Annotated in this window: 17 protein-coding genes and 1 pseudogene; 9 read left to right on the forward strand and 9 right to left on the reverse strand. The window is 69.5% G+C overall.

The window, feature by feature from the left end:
- Nucleotides 1-288: 288 nt before the first annotated feature.
- The 4 genes and pseudogenes from ASG80_RS24615 (at nucleotide 289) to ASG80_RS18505 (ending at nucleotide 2,536) form a co-directional block, all read left to right on the forward strand.
- Nucleotides 289-618 carry a helix-turn-helix domain-containing protein gene (locus ASG80_RS24615; RefSeq protein WP_235508399.1) on the forward strand — a complete coding sequence of 110 codons (330 nt, stop codon included), beginning with the start codon at nucleotides 289-291 and terminating at the stop codon, nucleotides 616-618.
- Nucleotides 615-1,496: IS3 family transposase (locus tag ASG80_RS23735; protein WP_235508400.1), on the forward strand; the 882-nt coding region annotated here is incomplete at its 3' end. The genes ASG80_RS24615 and ASG80_RS23735, both read left to right, overlap by 4 nt.
- Nucleotide 1,497: 1 nt before the next feature.
- Nucleotides 1,498-1,645 (forward strand): annotated as a pseudogene (locus ASG80_RS23135) (IS3 family transposase); the annotation flags it as partial.
- Nucleotides 1,646-1,957: 312 nt separating this feature from the next.
- Nucleotides 1,958-2,536 (forward strand): dihydrofolate reductase family protein, encoded by a 579-nt coding sequence (locus ASG80_RS18505; protein ID WP_056733475.1) that lies wholly within the window; start codon nucleotides 1,958-1,960, stop codon nucleotides 2,534-2,536.
- Between the two features lie 96 nt (nucleotides 2,537-2,632).
- Here the strand turns inward: ASG80_RS18505 and ASG80_RS18510 are convergent, their stop codons facing one another.
- The 9 genes from ASG80_RS18510 to ASG80_RS18550 form a co-directional block, all read right to left on the reverse strand.
- Nucleotides 2,633-3,883, reverse strand: coding sequence for an RNA polymerase sigma factor (locus tag ASG80_RS18510; RefSeq protein ID WP_056733477.1), 1,251 nt, complete (start codon nucleotides 3,881-3,883; stop codon nucleotides 2,633-2,635).
- Nucleotides 3,880-4,239 (reverse strand): YciI family protein, encoded by a 360-nt coding sequence (locus tag ASG80_RS18515; RefSeq protein ID WP_082590656.1) that lies wholly within the window; start codon nucleotides 4,237-4,239, stop codon nucleotides 3,880-3,882. The genes ASG80_RS18510 and ASG80_RS18515 overlap by 4 nt, the downstream gene beginning before the upstream one ends.
- Before the next feature lie 149 nt (nucleotides 4,240-4,388).
- Nucleotides 4,389-5,108 carry an SDR family NAD(P)-dependent oxidoreductase gene (locus tag ASG80_RS18520; RefSeq protein ID WP_056733481.1) on the reverse strand — a complete coding sequence of 240 codons (720 nt, stop codon included), beginning with the start codon at nucleotides 5,106-5,108 and terminating at the stop codon, nucleotides 4,389-4,391.
- 10 nt (nucleotides 5,109-5,118) lie between these two features.
- Nucleotides 5,119-5,895, reverse strand: coding sequence for an SDR family NAD(P)-dependent oxidoreductase (locus tag ASG80_RS18525; RefSeq protein WP_200952625.1), 777 nt, complete (start codon nucleotides 5,893-5,895; stop codon nucleotides 5,119-5,121).
- Nucleotides 5,896-5,897: 2 nt separating this feature from the next.
- Complete coding sequence (locus tag ASG80_RS18530) at nucleotides 5,898-6,386, reverse strand: RpiB/LacA/LacB family sugar-phosphate isomerase (RefSeq protein WP_056733484.1); 489 nt, start codon at nucleotides 6,384-6,386, stop codon at nucleotides 5,898-5,900.
- Complete coding sequence (locus ASG80_RS18535) at nucleotides 6,386-7,810, reverse strand: FAD-binding oxidoreductase (protein WP_056733486.1); 1,425 nt, start codon at nucleotides 7,808-7,810, stop codon at nucleotides 6,386-6,388. Before ASG80_RS18535 ends, ASG80_RS18530 begins: the two co-directional genes overlap by 1 nt.
- A 132-nt stretch (nucleotides 7,811-7,942) precedes the next feature.
- On the reverse strand, nucleotides 7,943-8,710 hold the full coding sequence (locus tag ASG80_RS18540; RefSeq protein ID WP_056733488.1) for an SDR family NAD(P)-dependent oxidoreductase: 768 nt from the start codon (nucleotides 8,708-8,710) through the stop codon (nucleotides 7,943-7,945).
- A gap of 36 nt (nucleotides 8,711-8,746) precedes the next feature.
- Nucleotides 8,747-9,676 (reverse strand): NADP-dependent oxidoreductase, encoded by a 930-nt coding sequence (locus ASG80_RS18545; RefSeq protein ID WP_056733490.1) that lies wholly within the window; start codon nucleotides 9,674-9,676, stop codon nucleotides 8,747-8,749.
- 52 nt (nucleotides 9,677-9,728) lie between these two features.
- Complete coding sequence (locus tag ASG80_RS18550; RefSeq protein ID WP_056733871.1) at nucleotides 9,729-10,679, reverse strand: VOC family protein; 951 nt, start codon at nucleotides 10,677-10,679, stop codon at nucleotides 9,729-9,731.
- Between the two features lie 166 nt (nucleotides 10,680-10,845).
- Between ASG80_RS18550 and ASG80_RS18555 the strand changes: the two genes are divergently transcribed.
- From ASG80_RS18555 to ASG80_RS18575, 5 genes are all read left to right on the forward strand, one after another.
- Nucleotides 10,846-11,778, forward strand: coding sequence for a LysR family transcriptional regulator (locus ASG80_RS18555; RefSeq protein WP_056733492.1), 933 nt, complete (start codon nucleotides 10,846-10,848; stop codon nucleotides 11,776-11,778).
- A gap of 131 nt (nucleotides 11,779-11,909) precedes the next feature.
- Nucleotides 11,910-13,028: an FAD-dependent oxidoreductase gene (locus ASG80_RS18560; protein ID WP_156401947.1), complete on the forward strand. Its 1,119-nt coding sequence runs from the start codon at nucleotides 11,910-11,912 to the stop codon at nucleotides 13,026-13,028.
- Entirely contained in the window at nucleotides 13,025-13,618 is a 594-nt protein-coding gene (locus tag ASG80_RS18565) for a cupin domain-containing protein (protein ID WP_082590660.1), read from the forward strand. Before ASG80_RS18560 ends, ASG80_RS18565 begins: the two co-directional genes overlap by 4 nt.
- The gene (locus ASG80_RS18570; RefSeq protein ID WP_056733496.1) at nucleotides 13,615-14,052 is read left to right on the forward strand and encodes a VOC family protein; all 438 of its coding nucleotides are present in this window, start codon (nucleotides 13,615-13,617) and stop codon (nucleotides 14,050-14,052) included. The genes ASG80_RS18565 and ASG80_RS18570 overlap by 4 nt, the downstream gene beginning before the upstream one ends.
- The gene (locus ASG80_RS18575; protein WP_056733498.1) at nucleotides 14,049-14,861 is read left to right on the forward strand and encodes an SDR family NAD(P)-dependent oxidoreductase; all 813 of its coding nucleotides are present in this window, start codon (nucleotides 14,049-14,051) and stop codon (nucleotides 14,859-14,861) included. The genes ASG80_RS18570 and ASG80_RS18575 overlap by 4 nt, the downstream gene beginning before the upstream one ends.
- The last annotated feature ends 10 nt before the right edge of the window (nucleotides 14,862-14,871 follow it).

Genomic DNA, 14,871 nt, shown 5'->3' on the forward strand with positions numbered 1-14,871 from the left:
AGTTCGACTACGGACGGGCGTCGCACCGGATCGTGCCTGAGCATCGAACAGAAGGGGGCGTCGTCCTGAACTGCTCCCCGGGAGTTGGACTGAGAAATTCAGTTCCGATTCCCGGGGAGCAGTTGTATGCATCCACGAAGTTTGTTGTCTGAGGGGCAGCGCAGCAGGGCGGTAGCGTTGTTTGAGCAGGGGTTCGCCGAGGTTGCCGTCGCGTCGCGGTTGCGGGTGAGCGTGTCAGCGGTGAGGCGTCTGTATGACCGGTGGCGAGTTCGCGGCAGAGGAGCGCTGGTGCCGAAACCGACAAGGCCGTCGTACTCGTTCGAGTTCAAGCTCGCGATCGTGCAGAGATTCATCGCGGGTGAAACCGCGCTCGATCTCGCGCGCGAGTATGACCTGTCTTCTCCCAGGCTCATTCAGACGTGGGCGCGTGCGTATCGACGTGACGGTGAGGACGCGCTTCGTCCGAAACCGAAAGGTCGGGCTCGGAACGGCGGTGAGCGTGTCGGCCGGCGGGAGCTGAGTGAGCTGGAGAAGCTGCGCAGCGAGAATGCGCGGCTTGAGGCGGAGAACGCGTACTTGAAAAAATTGCGGGCCTTGAGGGCGCAAGGACGGCAGTGAAAGCCCAGGCTGTCGCCTCCCTCAAGGCTGAGCACCCGCTCGGGGTGCTGCTGGAGGTCGCCGGGCTTGCCCGGTCGACGTTCTTCTATCACCAAGCCCGCTTCGATTGCGAGGATCCGCAGGCCACACTCAAAGCCGCGATCCGCGAGGCGTTCAACGACGCGCGGGGCCGTTACGGGCATCGTCGCATTCACGCGGTCTTGACCCGGCGGGGATGGCGGGTTGCGAAGAAGACCGTGTTGAAGCTGATGCGTGAGCTCGGGCTGGTCTGCAAGGTACGGCGTCGGCGCCGCTATAACTCATGGAAGGGCGAGACCGGCAAGATCGCCCCGAACCTGCTGAACCGCGACTTCACCGCCGAGAGACCGAACATGAAGTGGGTCACCGATGTCACAGAGTTCCGCATCGGCGAGCAGAAGGTGTATCTCTCCCCAGTGATCGACTTGTTCGACCGGTCCGTGATCGCGCATTCCTGGGGGCTGTCGCCGACGTTGGCACTGACGAACACCTCGCTTCAGAAGGCCATCGCGGTGCTCCATCCCGGGCAGAAACCTGTCGTGCACTCGGACCAGGGATTCCAATACCAGCACTCGTCCTGGCAGAAGATCCTGAAGGACGCGAACGCCGTCCAGTCGATGTCACGGAAAGCGACGTGCCTGGACAACGCCGTCGTTGAGAGCTTCTTCGGGCACCTCAAGGAAGAGGTCTTCAACCACGACCAGTTCGACAGCGTCGACGAGTTCACCACCGCACTCGACGAATACATCCACTGGTACAACACCGAGCGGGTGTCGACAAAGCTCAAGGGCCTTAGGCTCCTACTCGGCCAGTCCAACAAACGGGGACCAGTTCATCCGCGGCGCCCCCTTCGGCGTGCCNCCACGACCAGTTCGACAGCGTCGACGAGTTCACCACCGCACTCGACGAATACATCCACTGGTACAACACCGAGCGGGTGTCGACAAAGCTCAAGGGCCTGAGTCCGGTGCAATACCGGACTCAGGCCCTCGAGACTCAAGGGGCTTAGGCTCCTACTCGGCCAGTCCAACAAACGGGGACCAGTTCATCCGCGGCGCCCCCTTCGGCGTGCCGTCGTGTGCACCCCTCGCCGCCACCCTCCACTGGATGACAACCGGTGTACCGGAAAGTCGTCGATGGGAAATCCGGGAGGCGGGTGTCGGATCAGGGCAGACGTGTTCGTTGCAGAGGTGAGAAGTCGCCCACGAGGGGCGGCCCCGAAGAAAGGGGCACACGATCACGAAACTGTCGACCACCACGCAAGTTTCCGTCGATGGAGTGATGCAACCGCACCCGATCAACCGCACTCGAGGAGAACATCATGATCGCGACCTACACGTTCGACGTCTTTTCCAGCCTCGACGGCTTCGCCGCCGCCGCCGGCGACTGGACCGGATACTGGGGCAAGCAAGGTCCCGAGCTGCTCGACCACCGCCTCGCCCTGTACGGCGAGGAGCAACGGATGGTCTTCGGGGCCAACACGTACCGGGCGTTCGCGCAGATGCTCGCCTCGAGCACCGAGGAGTCCGAGGTCCGTGACCCATGGGTCACCCGGATGAGGAACCTGCCGGCAACGGTGGTGTCGACCACACTGGAAGGCCCCCTCGACTGGCCGGACGCGACCCTCGTGAACGGCGACGCCGTCGACATCGTCGCCCGGCTCAAGGAGGAGTCCGAGGTGCCGCTGCGCTCACATGGCAGCCTGTCGCTGAACCGGGCGCTGATGGCCGCCGGTCTGGTCGACCGGGTCCAGGTGACGCTCTTCCCCGTGATCACCGGTCAGACCGGACTGGAGCCGATCTTCCATGGTGCGGCCGACTTCGACCTCGAGCTCATCGAGAGCCGAACGCTCGACGGCAACATCCAGGAGCTCATCTACCGGCCCACCCTGCATGTCTGAGTCCGTCCATGCACCCCCACCCCGTCGAGCAGCCGAACCTCACCCGGACGCTCCCGACCGACATGCCGACCGGTCTCATGACCGCCTTGGCCGAGCTCAGCCGACGAGCTGGCCGCGACGCCGCGTGAGGTATGCGACCTCCGCGGAGTTGCCGGCCAGCTCGATCGCCCGGTCGTACGCCGCTCGGGCGTCGGCCGAGCGGCCGAGCCGGCGCAGCAGGTCGGCGCGGGTGGCGTGGAAGGCGTGGTAGCCGTCCAGCGCTTCGCCGAGTCGGTCGACCGCGCGGAGGCCGACCTCGGGGCCGTCGAGCTCGGCGACCGCGATCGCCCGGTTCAGCGCCACGATCGGGCTCGGGTCGATGGCTGCCAGCTGGTCGTAGAGGGCGACGACCTGCGACCAGTCGGTGTCGCGCGCGTCGGGCACGGACGTGTGGACCGCGCTGATCGCGGCGAGGATCTGGTAGCGACCGGGCACGGCGTCGCCGCGGGCGACCACGGCCAGACGCTCGCGGACGAGGGCGATGCCCTCGGCGATCAACGCCCGGTCCCATGCGCCGCGGTCCTGCTCGTCGAGCCGCACCAGCTCACCCGACGCCGAGATGCGCGCGGCGGACCGCGCCTCGGAGAGCAACATGAGGGCGAGCAGGCCGGCCACCTCGCCGTCTTCCGGCAGCAGGGTCTTCACCAGGCGCGTCAGCCGGATCGCCTCGGAAGTGAGGTCGCGGCGGATCGGGTCGGACTCCTCGCCCGAGGCGAGGTAGCCCTCGTTGAAGACGAGGTAGAGCACTGCCAGCACTCCGGCGACCCGGTTGGGCAGATCCGCGGCCGCCGGCACGCGGTAGGGGATCCTGGCGGCCTTGATCTTGCCCTTCGCACGAGTGATGCGCTGGCCCATCGCGGCCTCCTGCACCAGGAAGGCATGGGCGATCTCGGGGACGGTGAGACCGCCGACCATGCGCAGGGTCAGCGCCACACGGGCCTCCATCGCGAGCGCAGGGTGGCAGCAGGTGAAGAGCAGCCGGAGCCGGTCGTCCTCGACCGCGCCGATCGGGTCGGGCGGGCTGTCGTCGTGGAGCATGAGCGCCTCCCTGTGCTTCGAATCGCGCTGCGCCTCCCGTCGCAGCCGATCGATCGCCTTGTGGTTGGCGGTGGTGGTGATCCACGCGCCGGGATTCGGGGGTATGCCATCACGCGGCCACCGCTCGACGGCGGTCGCGAAGGCCTCGGCCGCCATCTCCTCCGCCAGATCGAGATCCCCGAACCGGCGCGCGAGCGAGGCCACCACACGCGCCCACTCCTCGTGGTGGATGCGGATGAGCGCCGACTCGACGGTCGCGGCGTCGGTCACTCGCCACCCATGGGGCGAACCTCGATCTTGCGGCGGCACGCGCTCGACGCCTCCGCCGCAAGCCTGAGCGCCTCGTCGAGGTCGGGGACTTCGACGATCCAGAGGCCGGCGATGTACTCCTTCGACTCCACGTACGGGCCGTCGGTGAAGATCGGCGCGGGTCCCCGGCCGTCGACGACGGTGCTGGCCGACGCCTCGGCCAGGCCGTTCACGAAGACGAAGCTGCCCTCGTCCCGGAGCCTGGCGGTGAAGGCGCCCGTGGCCTCCAGTTGGGCCGCGTTCTCCTCCGCCGAGGGGTAGGAACCGAACTCGCCGTACTCGCTCGGTCCCCAGACCATCAGTGCATATTGCGCCATCTGCGTTCTCCTTCAGCGCGGCGGCCCCGTCGGCCGCCTCTCACTGGTACTACGAAGAGCACCGCACCGATTCGACGCCCCCGCCCAGATTGCCCGAACTCGGGCCATGAATGTGCATATGGAATCCGAAACCGGTTCGGCAACACGCCCTACAGGCGGCTCTCGCCACCGTCGACGAGCAGCGTCTGCCCGGTGACGAAGGACGCGTCATCCGACACGAGGTAGGCGACCGCACCCGCGATGTCCTCGGGCTCGCCGGAACGCGGGATCGCCTGCCTGTCCCTGACGCGCGCGAAGTGCTCCTCGGGAACGTTCCGGACGGCGTTCTCGGTCCGCGTGAGGCCCGGGGCCACCGCATTGACGGTGATGCCGTCGGCTCCGAGCTCGACCGACAGGCCGCGCGCCATTCCCGTGAGCGCGCCCTTGCTCGCGATGTAGTGCGTCATGCCCGGCGGCGGGGCGTAGAAGGACGACGACGTGATGAACACGATCCGTCCCCAGCCACGCGACCGCAGGTCTGGCAGGGCGGTGCGCACGAGATGGAACGCCCCGTCGACGTTCACGCGGAACGTGCGACCCCAGTCCGATGGCTCGAGGGCGTCGAACGGGGCGAGGTGCTGGTACGCCGCGCAGTGCACGACGATCGAGGGTGCCCCGAGGTCGCTCCGCACCCGCGAGAGGGCGGATGCCACGGCATCCCCATCACCGATGTCGCACCCGATCTCGGTCACGCCGGGGCGTGCACCGGCCGGGCCGGCGAGGTCGAGGCTCGCGACCGGATGACCCCGCCCGGCCAGGCGGTCGACGATCGCGGCGCCGATGCCGTTCGCGCCGCCTGACACCACGGCCACGCGCTCGTCTGCCTGCATCTTCCACTCCTCAGTCGGACACCAGGGTGGCGCCGTCGATGACGATGTTCTGGCCGCTGACGAACGCCCCGGCGCGGCTGGCGAGCCACACGACCGCGCCCGCGACCTCGGCGGGCGTACCGAAGCGCCCGAGCGGCGTCTTGACGAGTCGCCCCTCCGCTGCCTCGGGGTCGGCCGTGATCGCGCGGGCGAACTCCGTGTCGATCACCCCGGGAGACAGTGCGTTCGCACGGATGCCGCGCGCGCCCCACTGCACCGCGATGTTGCGCGCCAGCTGGGCGTTCGCCGCCTTGGTGACGCCGTAGCCCGAGAGCACGCGATTGCCGCGCAGGCCCGACAGGCTGGACATGACGAGGAAGGCGCCGCCTCCCCCCTCCGCCATCACCGGCAGGGTCAGTTCCGCCAGACGCGCGACCGATCGCACGTGAAGTCGGTACATCCGATCCATCCGATCGAGTGCGTCCGGCGCCTCCGCGTCGTCGAGGGCCGCGCCCGCGTTCGCGAGCACGGTGTCGATGCGACCCCACCGCTGTACCACGCCGTCGACGAGTGCACGCAGCTGGGTGTCATCCGTGACATCGCAGGACACGCCCACCGCGTCGAGCCCGAGTGCCGCGATCTCGCCTGCGGCATCCGCTGGATCGCTCTGAGGCAGCCCCGCCACGACGACCCGTGCACCCGCTGCGGCGAGCGCTTCGCCGCAGGCACGGCCGATGCCCGAGCCGCCGCCGGTGACGAGGGCCACCTGGCCGGCGCACGAGAAGAGCTCCGCGGGGGACAGCGCCACGCTCACTCCTCGATCGTCCAGCCCTCGATCGTGCCGGCGGCCTCGAACTCGGCGACGTTGACGAGGCGACGGGCGTCGTCGAGGTCGTTCGAGAACGCCGTGGCCAGCAGTGCGTCGATGAGCGCGGGCACGGTCGACGGCGCGACGTGGGCGGTGGGGATCACAAGGCCGTTGATGTCCGCCCGCGCGCGAGCGTCCACGACGTAGGCGGGGTCCGTCGCCGACACGACGCGGGCCCCGTTGACCTTGTTGGCCGCGATGACCTCGCCCGCGCCGGAGCCGCCCAGGATGAGGGCGCGTGCGTCCCGCCCCGCATCCTCGTCGTGCACCACCGCCTGCACCGCACGGATCGCAATGCCGGGGTAGTCATCGCCCTCGTCGAACTCGGGCGCGGCGTGCCAGACGACTTCGTGCCCGGCCGTGATGAGCTCCTCCTGCACGCTCCGAGCCGCGCGGTAGCCTTCCGAGTTCGCCGCAAGGTGGATTCGCATCAGGGCCCCGTTTCTTCCAGTTGCCAGTGATTGACGTTGACCGAGCCGGGATCGTGCGCGAGGTACCGGTGGAACCGGCCCTCGGGGTCTCGCTCGGCGATGACGCGCTGCAGGCGCTCCCAGTTCTCGGGCGCCATGAACCTCAGCTGGCGATTCGTCATGTCCGAGTCGCCAAGGTACTGACCGGCGGTCACGGGCTGAGCGTACGCCATCGCCTCGTTGAGCCAGGCACGGTTGCGCGCGTACTCGGCGGGGTCCTCGTAGACCGTGTAGCTCGCGACGTACGCCTCCGTCTGCAGCGAGAACGCCATGTCGGGCAGGTCTCGGCGCATCGGCGCGTTGCTCATCCAGATCGAGAAGGCCTTGGGGGTGGGCGGATCGGTGAAGAGGGGACGGATGTGCTCGACCATCTCCGCGATGCCCTCTGGCGTGTTCGCGCCGTCGACCCAGATGTTGTCGGTGAGGTACTGGGCGTGCTCGGGATTGGCCACCTCCTGCGCGGCGCGCTGCTCGGCGAGGTTCGACTCCCTGCAGTCCTGCACGAACACGGCGCGCGCGATGGCCGGGCACTCGTTGAACGGCGCGAGCGCCGCCTCCGCGGCGGCTCGGTCGTCGACGAGCGCCACGCCCGTCACCAGCAATCGGCGCTTCGGGTCCTCGGTGGCGTCCGGCTCCGGCTCGGGCGTCAGGCTCACGACGACGATCTCGACATCCGTCGAGATGCGGTGGTGCGCCTCGTAGAGCCAGGTCATGACCTCGGTGAAGTCCACGAGCTCGTACATGTGCACGGTGTGGCCGAGGAATCCGAACCTCGGACGCGTGCGGATGTGGAAGGCGGTCACGATGCCCGGGAAGGCGGGCCCGGCTCCGCGGGCCGCCCAGTACAGGTCCGCGTTCTGCTCGGCGTCGGCGCGAACGAGCTCCCCGTCGGCGGTGACCACGTCGACCGCGACGACGCTCTCGCACGCCCAGCCCCAACCGCGCTGGTTCCAGCCCTGGCCGCCCTGCAGGAGGAACCCGCCGATGCCGACCGAGGGGCAGTGCCCGCCGTTGAAGAACCGTCCGCGTTCCTCCAGGTACGGCGAGAGCTCGTCGCCGCCCTTGGTCGCGGGGCCGGCGCTGACGATCGCGGTCTCCTCCTCGTACCGGATGTCGCGCAGCGCCCCGAGGTCGATCAGCAGGCCCCCGTCACGCACGCTCCACGCGGCCCAGGAATGGCCGCCGGAACGCACGGCCACGGTCCAGCCGCGTTCCTTCGCGAGTCGAACCCCGCGCTGGACGTCCGCGACGGATGCCGCGAGCAGGACCGCATCCGGCTGTCGGTCGGGGCGTCGCCCGTTGAAGACGCGGCCGACGCGCGCGTCCTCCCAGTCGGGGTCTGCCGGCAGCACCAAGCGGCCGTCGAACACGGGATCGTGGGTCATCGTCGAACTCCTCGAGGTGGGCGGGCGAGCAGATGCGGGTCGGCCGCTGCGCCCGCTCCCGACATTAGGGACCGGATGCAGCGCCCAGAAGCACCCGCGTGGGATACCAGATATCGGCCGCGTGGCTCTCGATCAGCCGAGCACACTTCCGCCGCCGTCCACGACGAGGTTGATCCCGGTGACCCACGAGGCCTCGTCCGAGGCGAGGAACAGCGCGGCATTCACGATGTCCTCGGGCTGGCCCACGCGACCGAGGGGGATCCGCGCGATGTTCTGCTTGAACGGCTCGGGGCCGGACTCCACGAGCCACGCGGTCGAGGGCGTGACCGTGAAGCCGGGGCTCACGCAGACGGCCCGGATGCCGTGCGGGCCGCCCTCGACCGCGAGCTGCTGGGTGAGGTTGATGACCCCGGCCTTCGCGGTGCCGTGCGCGTTCTGCGGCATGAACTCCACGCCGCGGGTTCCCGCGATCGAGCCGACGTTGAGCACGACTCCCCCGCCGCGCTTCCTGAGGTGCGGCCAGGCAGCCCTCGTCGCGTAGAAGACGAGGTTGAGCTCGTTGCCGATGACGAAGTCCCAGTCCTCCACCGACAGCTCGTCGATCGCTCCGAATCTCGGCGCCGATGCGTTGTTGTAGAGGATGTCGATTCCGCCGAACACCTCGGCAGCCTGGTCGACCCAGCGCGCCGCGGCCGCGGCATCCGACAGCTCGACTGGGGCGAAGTTCTCGATCTCCCCGCCGGCCTCGCGCACGAGCCGGACGGTCTCCTCGGCGCCCTCGGCGAACAGGTCGCAGCCGACGACCCTCGCCCCCTCGGCGGTGAAGCGCAGGGCGGCGGCGCGCCCCATCCCTCCGCCGATGCCGGTGATCAGTGCGATCTTGTCATCGAGTCGTCCCATGATTCCTCCTTCTACGCCGGCGGCGCCGTTGCAAGCTCACGGCGTGACGACGATCTTCCCTGCGAGATGCCGGCCCGCCAGGAGCGCGTACGCCTCCACCACCTGCTCGAGCGGGAAGACCCGTTCGATCCGGATGCGGACGTCACCGCGCTCGACCTGTTCCGCGACCTCCAGGAGGTCCTCGGGGCGGCGCTCGTAGCGTCCCGTGGTCCGGATGCCGAACTCCTGGATGGCCGGATAGTCGACGATCGTGCAGATTCGCTCCGGGTCGACGCCGAGCTCGAGCCCGGCGAGCACGGTCTCGCGACCGACGCCGTCCTGCACCGCCGTGATCGGGGCGGGCTGCACGGCACGGACGCGATCGGCGAGCCCCTGGCCATACTCGACGGGAACGACTCCGATGGATCGGAGGAACTCGTGGTTCGATCGGCTGGCGGTGCCCACCACGGCGGCGCCGCGCGCGATGGCGAGTTGCGAGTAGACCATGCCCACGCCGCCGGCCGCGGCACTGACGAGCACGGTGTCGTCCGGCCCGATGTCGAGGAGCCGGAGGCCCGCCAGCGCGGTGAGGCCTGCGGTCGAGAGCGCCCCGGCGGCCTCGAACTGCAGGCCCACCGGCTTGCGGGCGAGGTCCGTGTCGGGAACGACGAGCTCCTCCCGGAGTGATGCGCCGGTCGTCCACCCCATGACCTCGTCGGCTGCGGCCACGGGGGCACCGTCCCAGTACGTCGCCTCGGGGCCTGCCGCCACCACCACACCCGCGAAGTCGGAGCCGGTGCCACGGGGGAACGGCGCGCCAGGAGGCGCCGGGATGAGTCCGGAGCGGGTCTTGGCGTCCACCGGGTTGAGTCCGGCCGCCTTGACGCGGACGCACACCTCGTTCTCGCCCAGCGGTGGTGTCTCGACCTCTCCGACGTAGAGCACGTCAGGGTCGCCGACGGAGTCGTACAGGGCAGCGCGCGGCATCGCGGTTCCTCCGGTTCAGGTCGCCCGCGAACGGCGGGGCGGGCGGATGGAATCAGATCGGCGGGGCGACGAAGAGGCCGTCGTCCACGTCGTTGAACGACTCGCGGGCGACGAGCTCGCTCATCTCGTTCGCGGTGCCCCACTGGTCCTGGGTCGTCACGAGGTTGACGTCGAGCTTCGACGGATGCCACAGGTCCTCGTCCTCGATCACCGCGAGCTCGGTGGTGTACTCGAGGGTGTTGCCGGCGGGATCCAGGAAGTACGCGAACGTGTTGTCACCCGCGTTGTGGCGCCCCGGACCCCACACCATGCGCGCCCCGCTGCGGAGGATCTTGCCGGCACCGCGCATCCACTCCTCGACGCCGCGCATCTCGAACGACGCGTGGTGCAAGGACGCGTGCGGTCCCTGCGCGATGGCGAACGAGTGGTGCGCGTTGTTGCAGCGCATGAAGTTCATGAGATCGCCCATGCGCGCGCTGTACAACGTGTCGGAGATGGCGAAGTCGAGGTGGTCGATGTACCACTGCGTGGTCTTCGGGAGGTCGACCGTGTTGACGACCACGTGGGACAGCTTCACCGGGACGGGCTCCCGCGGCTGGATCCTGCGATTCTCGCGCAGCTCGACGTCGGTCGAGATCTCGATGGTGCGCCCGTCGACGTCGAAGAAGCGGAAGCCGTACCCGCCGCCGTGCTGGTCGAGCGGCTTCGGAGGGTGCACGATGCGCGTGCCGGCATCCGCCAGTCGAGTGTGCAACGCCTCGACGTCGGCACGGTCGAGCGCGCCGTAGGAGATGAGGTCGATCCGCTTCGCGCCCTCGCGAAGGCGGATGACGTACGGCTCGGGCGAGCCCTCCGCGGCGAGGTAGGACACCCGTCCGCCGTCGGCCGTGGCAGTGGCGACCTCGGTGAGTCCCCAGTGCTTCGTGAGGAACTCGTGCTCCGCGTCGAAGTCGACGACGGTGAGCGCGAGGTAGCGCAGATGCGAGATCAGCCGTCGGGTCATCATCGAACTCCTCGCTGTTGAAGGACGCAGGCGTCGAAGGACGCAGCCGTCGAGGACACGCTAGTTCGCGTCCGGCTCGACCGGGACGTCGGCGGCCCGATACCTGTCATCGGCCCCTCGGATCGCGGCACTGCCCGCGGTCGGGCGGCCGGGATACCATGCACGCATGGCGGCCGACCATCACGACCTCAACCTGCTCCCGCCCCTCCGCGCCCTCCTCGAGGAGGCGAACGTCACGCGCGCCGGCCAGCGCGTGCAGATGGGGCAGTCCTCCATGAGTTCGACGCTCGCCCGGTTGCGCGCGGTCTTCCACGACGAGCTGCTGGTTCGTGTCGGCCGCGACTACGAGCTCACGCCGCTCGCCAGGCTGCTGCTGCCCCAGGTCCAGGCCACGCTCCCCCTGCTGGAACGGGTGCTCACCAGCGAGCTCGACATCGACCCCGCCGGATCCCGCCGCCGGTTCTCGATCATGATGACCGACTACGGCACGATGCGCCTCCGCGGCGCCATCGCCATGGTCCTCGCGGAGGCGCCCGACGGCGAGGTCGACATCGTGCCCCTTCCCGAGCGACCCATGGAGAGCGAGCGAGACCTCATCACCCACGACTTCGTCGTGACGGTGCCCGGCATCGGGATCGAGGGGCAGAGCGCGGATCTCTTCGAGGACGAGTACGTCTGCCTCGTGGATGCCGCGAATCCTGCGCTGCGTGACGGGGCGCTGTCGTTCGCCGACTTCGTGGCGCTGCCGCAGGCGGTCGCCCACTTCGGCCGGCTCCACTTCACGCCGGCCGACCGGCGCCTTCGAGAGCTCGGGGTCGACCGGAGCGAGCCGCGCGTCACGACAGCGAGCTTCCTCCCGCTGCCGTCGATCGTGTCCGGCACCGAGCTCGTCGCGGTCGTGCCGGGCGAGTTGGCCGCACAGCTCGGACCGGCCACCGGCACGGTCGGGGTCGAGGCCCCGTTCGGTCGCGTCGGAATCGACCTGAAGCTCTGGTGGCACGAGAGCCACGACAACGACCCCGTGCACGTCTGGTTCCGCACCCGCCTGATCGACGCAGTGCGTGCGGCCGGGGATGGTCGCGCACCCGGCGAGGCGTGACCGGACGGTCGATGAGGTCGGTGGCGCCCGATAGCTGCCATCGAGCGATCAGCGTTCCGCGCCCGTGACCGCGCACCTACCGTCGAATCGGGCGGCGAGGACGCCGTCGCAGTGGAGGAGTGCAGAGCATCATGACGGTCTCATCCGTATTGGTCGTCGGCGGCGGCATCACCGGCTGCGTCACGGCGATCGCCCTGGCGCAGCGTGGCGTGGAGGTGACGCTCGTCGAGCGGTCGCCGCAGTGGCACGGCGTCGGGCACGGCATCACGGTCCAAGGCAACGCGCTCAAGGAGTTCCGTGAGATCGGCGCACTCGATCCGATCCTCGAGAAGGGGCACGGCTTCGACCAGGTGCGGATGCGCGAGGCCGACGGCGAAGAGATCGTGACGATCACCGTGGCGCGCACGGGCGGGTCGGACCTGCCCGCGACCATGGGAGCGCTCCGCAGCGACATCCAGGACGTGCTCGTCGGCATGATCCGCGACCTCGGCATCGAGGTGCGCCTCGGCACTGAGCTCGTGTCGTTCTCGAGCGTCGACCGCCACGTCGAGGCCGAGTTGTCGAGCGGCGTGGTGGAGAACTACGACGTGATCATCGCGGCCGACGGCATCAAGTCGACGACACGCAAGCTCCTCGGCATCCACGAGGAGAAGAAGCCGACGGGCATGGGCATCTGGCGCTCCGTCGTGCCCCGAACCCGCGACATGTCGATCTCGGGCCTGTACTACCACGGACCCGAGTACAAGGTGGGGTTCACGCCCATCTCCGACGACCTCTGCTACGCCTACGTGCTCACCAAGCCCGAACGGCCCGACAACGGCCTGACCGATGCGCAGGAGATGCGCCGCCTGCTCGAGGGCTACGGCGGCGACGTCCCGTTCATCCGCGACCAGATCACGGAGGAGACGTTCCTGAACTTCCAGCCGATCGAGTGGCTGTACGTCGAGGGCCCGTGGCACCGGGGCCGGGTCATCGCGATCGGCGACGCGGTGCATGCGTGTCCGCCGCTCATCGCACAAGGGGCGGCGCAGTGCTCCGAAGATGCCGTGCTGCTGGCGGACTACCTCACCCGTGAGGGCGACATCGAGGCCCTGCTCACCGAGTTCGAGGCTCGCCGGAAGCCGAGGGTCAAGCTCGTCGTCGATGCGTCGCTCCAGCTCGTCGAGTGGGAACTCCACCCCGACGCGCCCGGCGCCGACCCAGGCGGCCTCTTTGCCAGCTCCTTGCAGTCCCTCGCGGAGCCGGCATGAGCGCCGGCGCTGAGCCGCACGCCTCGATGCCCCGACGGATCGTGACGGGCCATGACGCGAACGGCGTCTCGGTCGTCATCTCCGACGGCGCCGTGCCGGTGCACCGCTACATGCCGCAGGACGGCGTCGGCTTCTACGAGATCTGGCAGACGGATGCCGCGCCGGCGCCGATCCTCCCCGTCGAACCGAACGAGCCGACCGAGCGCACCCTGCGGGTGCCGCCCGAGCCGCGCGGCACGAAGGTCCGCATCAACGAGTTCTTCCCCGGCCACCTCGGCCCCGAGGGTCGGCAGTCGCCCGTGCACCGCACCGAGTCCATCGACTACGGCATCGTGCTCGAGGGCGAGATCGTGCTGATCCTCGACGACAGCGAGGTGACGCTGCGGGCGGGTGACGTCGTCGTGCAGCGGGGCACCGACCACGCGTGGGCGAATCGCACCGACGCCGTCTGTCGCGTGGCCTTCATCCTCGTCGGCGGCGCGTTCGCACCGGAGCTGCTCGACCTGCTCCCGGAGGACACGCGAGACTCGCTCATGACGCACGGGCCTCACGACGGACCTGGCGCAGCGCACACGGAGGTGCACGCGTGACCCACCTCGACCACGTCGGCCTCTCGGTCGCCGATCTCGACGCGCAGTCGGCCTGGTACACGGCGGCGCTCGGGCTCACGGTATCCACCCCGTTCGAGATGCCCTCCCTGGGGATCCGCGGCGTCTTCGTCGTCGACCCCGACGAGCACTGGGCCATCGAGCTCCTCCGCCGCGACGGCTCGCAGCCCGGCCTGCAGGCGCCCGACGCACCCGCCGCGCTGCTGACCCAGGGGTACGGCCACATCTGCCTCCGCGTCGCCGACGTCGACGCCGTCTACGAGCGGCTCCTCGCCGCCGGAGCAACCGCCCGCATGTCGCCGCGCCTTGCTCCGGAGGCGGGCGTGCACATGGCGTTCGTCGCAGACCCCGAGGGGCACCTGATCGAGCTCCTCGACCGCGTGGGGCCCGTGGGCTGGAAGCCGGACGCGTCGTGACCCCGCTGTTGCTCGGACTCGAGGATCGCGTCGTCGTCGTCACCGGCGCGGCGGGCGGGCAGGGAGCGGCGGAGGCGCTGCTGCTCGACTCGTACGGCGCCCGGGTGGTCGCGACCGACCTGGCGGATGCCCCACCCGCCGCGTTCAACGGAACGAACGTCACGTATCGTCGGCTCGACGTGACGGACGAGGCCGGCTGGACGGCCCTCGCGCACGAGATAGCAACGGAGCTGAGGGACTCGGCCCCGCTCAAGGGCCTCATCAACAACGCCGGCATCACGCACCGTGCGCGCCTCGGCCAGACCGAGCGGGCCGACTGGGATCGCGTGCTCGCCGTCAACCTCACCGGCCCGATGCTGGGGATCCAGGCTCTCGCCCCGCTCATGGGCGAAGGGTCGTCGATCGTCAACATCGGGTCGGCCGCGGCGCTGACGGCGCACTACACGGCGGCGTACACGGCGAGCAAATGGGGTCTGCGCGGCCTCACCCACGTGGCGGCGACGGAGTACGGGCCCCGAGGCATCCGGGTCAACGCAGTCCACCCGGGATTCATCGAGACCGACATGACGGCGAACGCGCCGGCCGCCATGCGCGGCGCGCAACTCGACCTGACGCCGCTCGAGCGACTGGGGCAAGCCGATGAGGTCGCCCAGGTCGCCGTCTTCCTGCTCTCGGATGCCGCGGCGTACGTGTCGGGCGCCGAGATCCCCGTCGACGGAGCCTTCACCTCGTCGGCCGGGGTCAAGTACATGGCGGACCGCATCGCCGCTGCGAAGGCCGCCGCGGACGCATCCGCCCCCACCACCTAGGAGCCACGCC

The organism is Agromyces sp. Soil535, from assembly GCF_001428255.1.
In the GTDB taxonomy this organism is placed as follows: domain Bacteria; phylum Actinomycetota; class Actinomycetes; order Actinomycetales; family Microbacteriaceae; genus Agromyces.

What these genes read in the sequence shown, in the direction of transcription:
- ASG80_RS18555 (WP_056733492.1), top strand. Translation starts at nt 10,846, where the DNA reads ATGGCGGCCGACCATCACGACCTCAACCTGCTCCCGCCCCTCCGCGCC.
- ASG80_RS18565 (WP_082590660.1), top strand. Translation starts at nt 13,025, where the DNA reads ATGAGCGCCGGCGCTGAGCCGCACGCCTCGATGCCCCGACGGATCGTG.
- ASG80_RS18540 (WP_056733488.1), bottom strand. Translation starts at nt 8,710, where the DNA reads ATGGGACGACTCGATGACAAGATCGCACTGATCACCGGCATCGGCGGA.
- ASG80_RS18505 (WP_056733475.1), top strand. Translation starts at nt 1,958, where the DNA reads ATGATCGCGACCTACACGTTCGACGTCTTTTCCAGCCTCGACGGCTTC.
- ASG80_RS18545 (WP_056733490.1), bottom strand. Translation starts at nt 9,676, where the DNA reads ATGCCGCGCGCTGCCCTGTACGACTCCGTCGGCGACCCTGACGTGCTC.
- ASG80_RS18535 (WP_056733486.1), bottom strand. Translation starts at nt 7,810, where the DNA reads ATGACCCACGATCCCGTGTTCGACGGCCGCTTGGTGCTGCCGGCAGAC.
- ASG80_RS18520 (WP_056733481.1), bottom strand. Translation starts at nt 5,108, where the DNA reads ATGCAGGCAGACGAGCGCGTGGCCGTGGTGTCAGGCGGCGCGAACGGC.
- ASG80_RS18515 (WP_082590656.1), bottom strand. Translation starts at nt 4,239, where the DNA reads ATGGCGCAATATGCACTGATGGTCTGGGGACCGAGCGAGTACGGCGAG.
- ASG80_RS18550 (WP_056733871.1), bottom strand. Translation starts at nt 10,679, where the DNA reads ATGACCCGACGGCTGATCTCGCATCTGCGCTACCTCGCGCTCACCGTC.
- ASG80_RS18560 (WP_156401947.1), top strand. Translation starts at nt 11,910, where the DNA reads ATGACGGTCTCATCCGTATTGGTCGTCGGCGGCGGCATCACCGGCTGC.
- ASG80_RS18530 (WP_056733484.1), bottom strand. Translation starts at nt 6,386, where the DNA reads ATGCGAATCCACCTTGCGGCGAACTCGGAAGGCTACCGCGCGGCTCGG.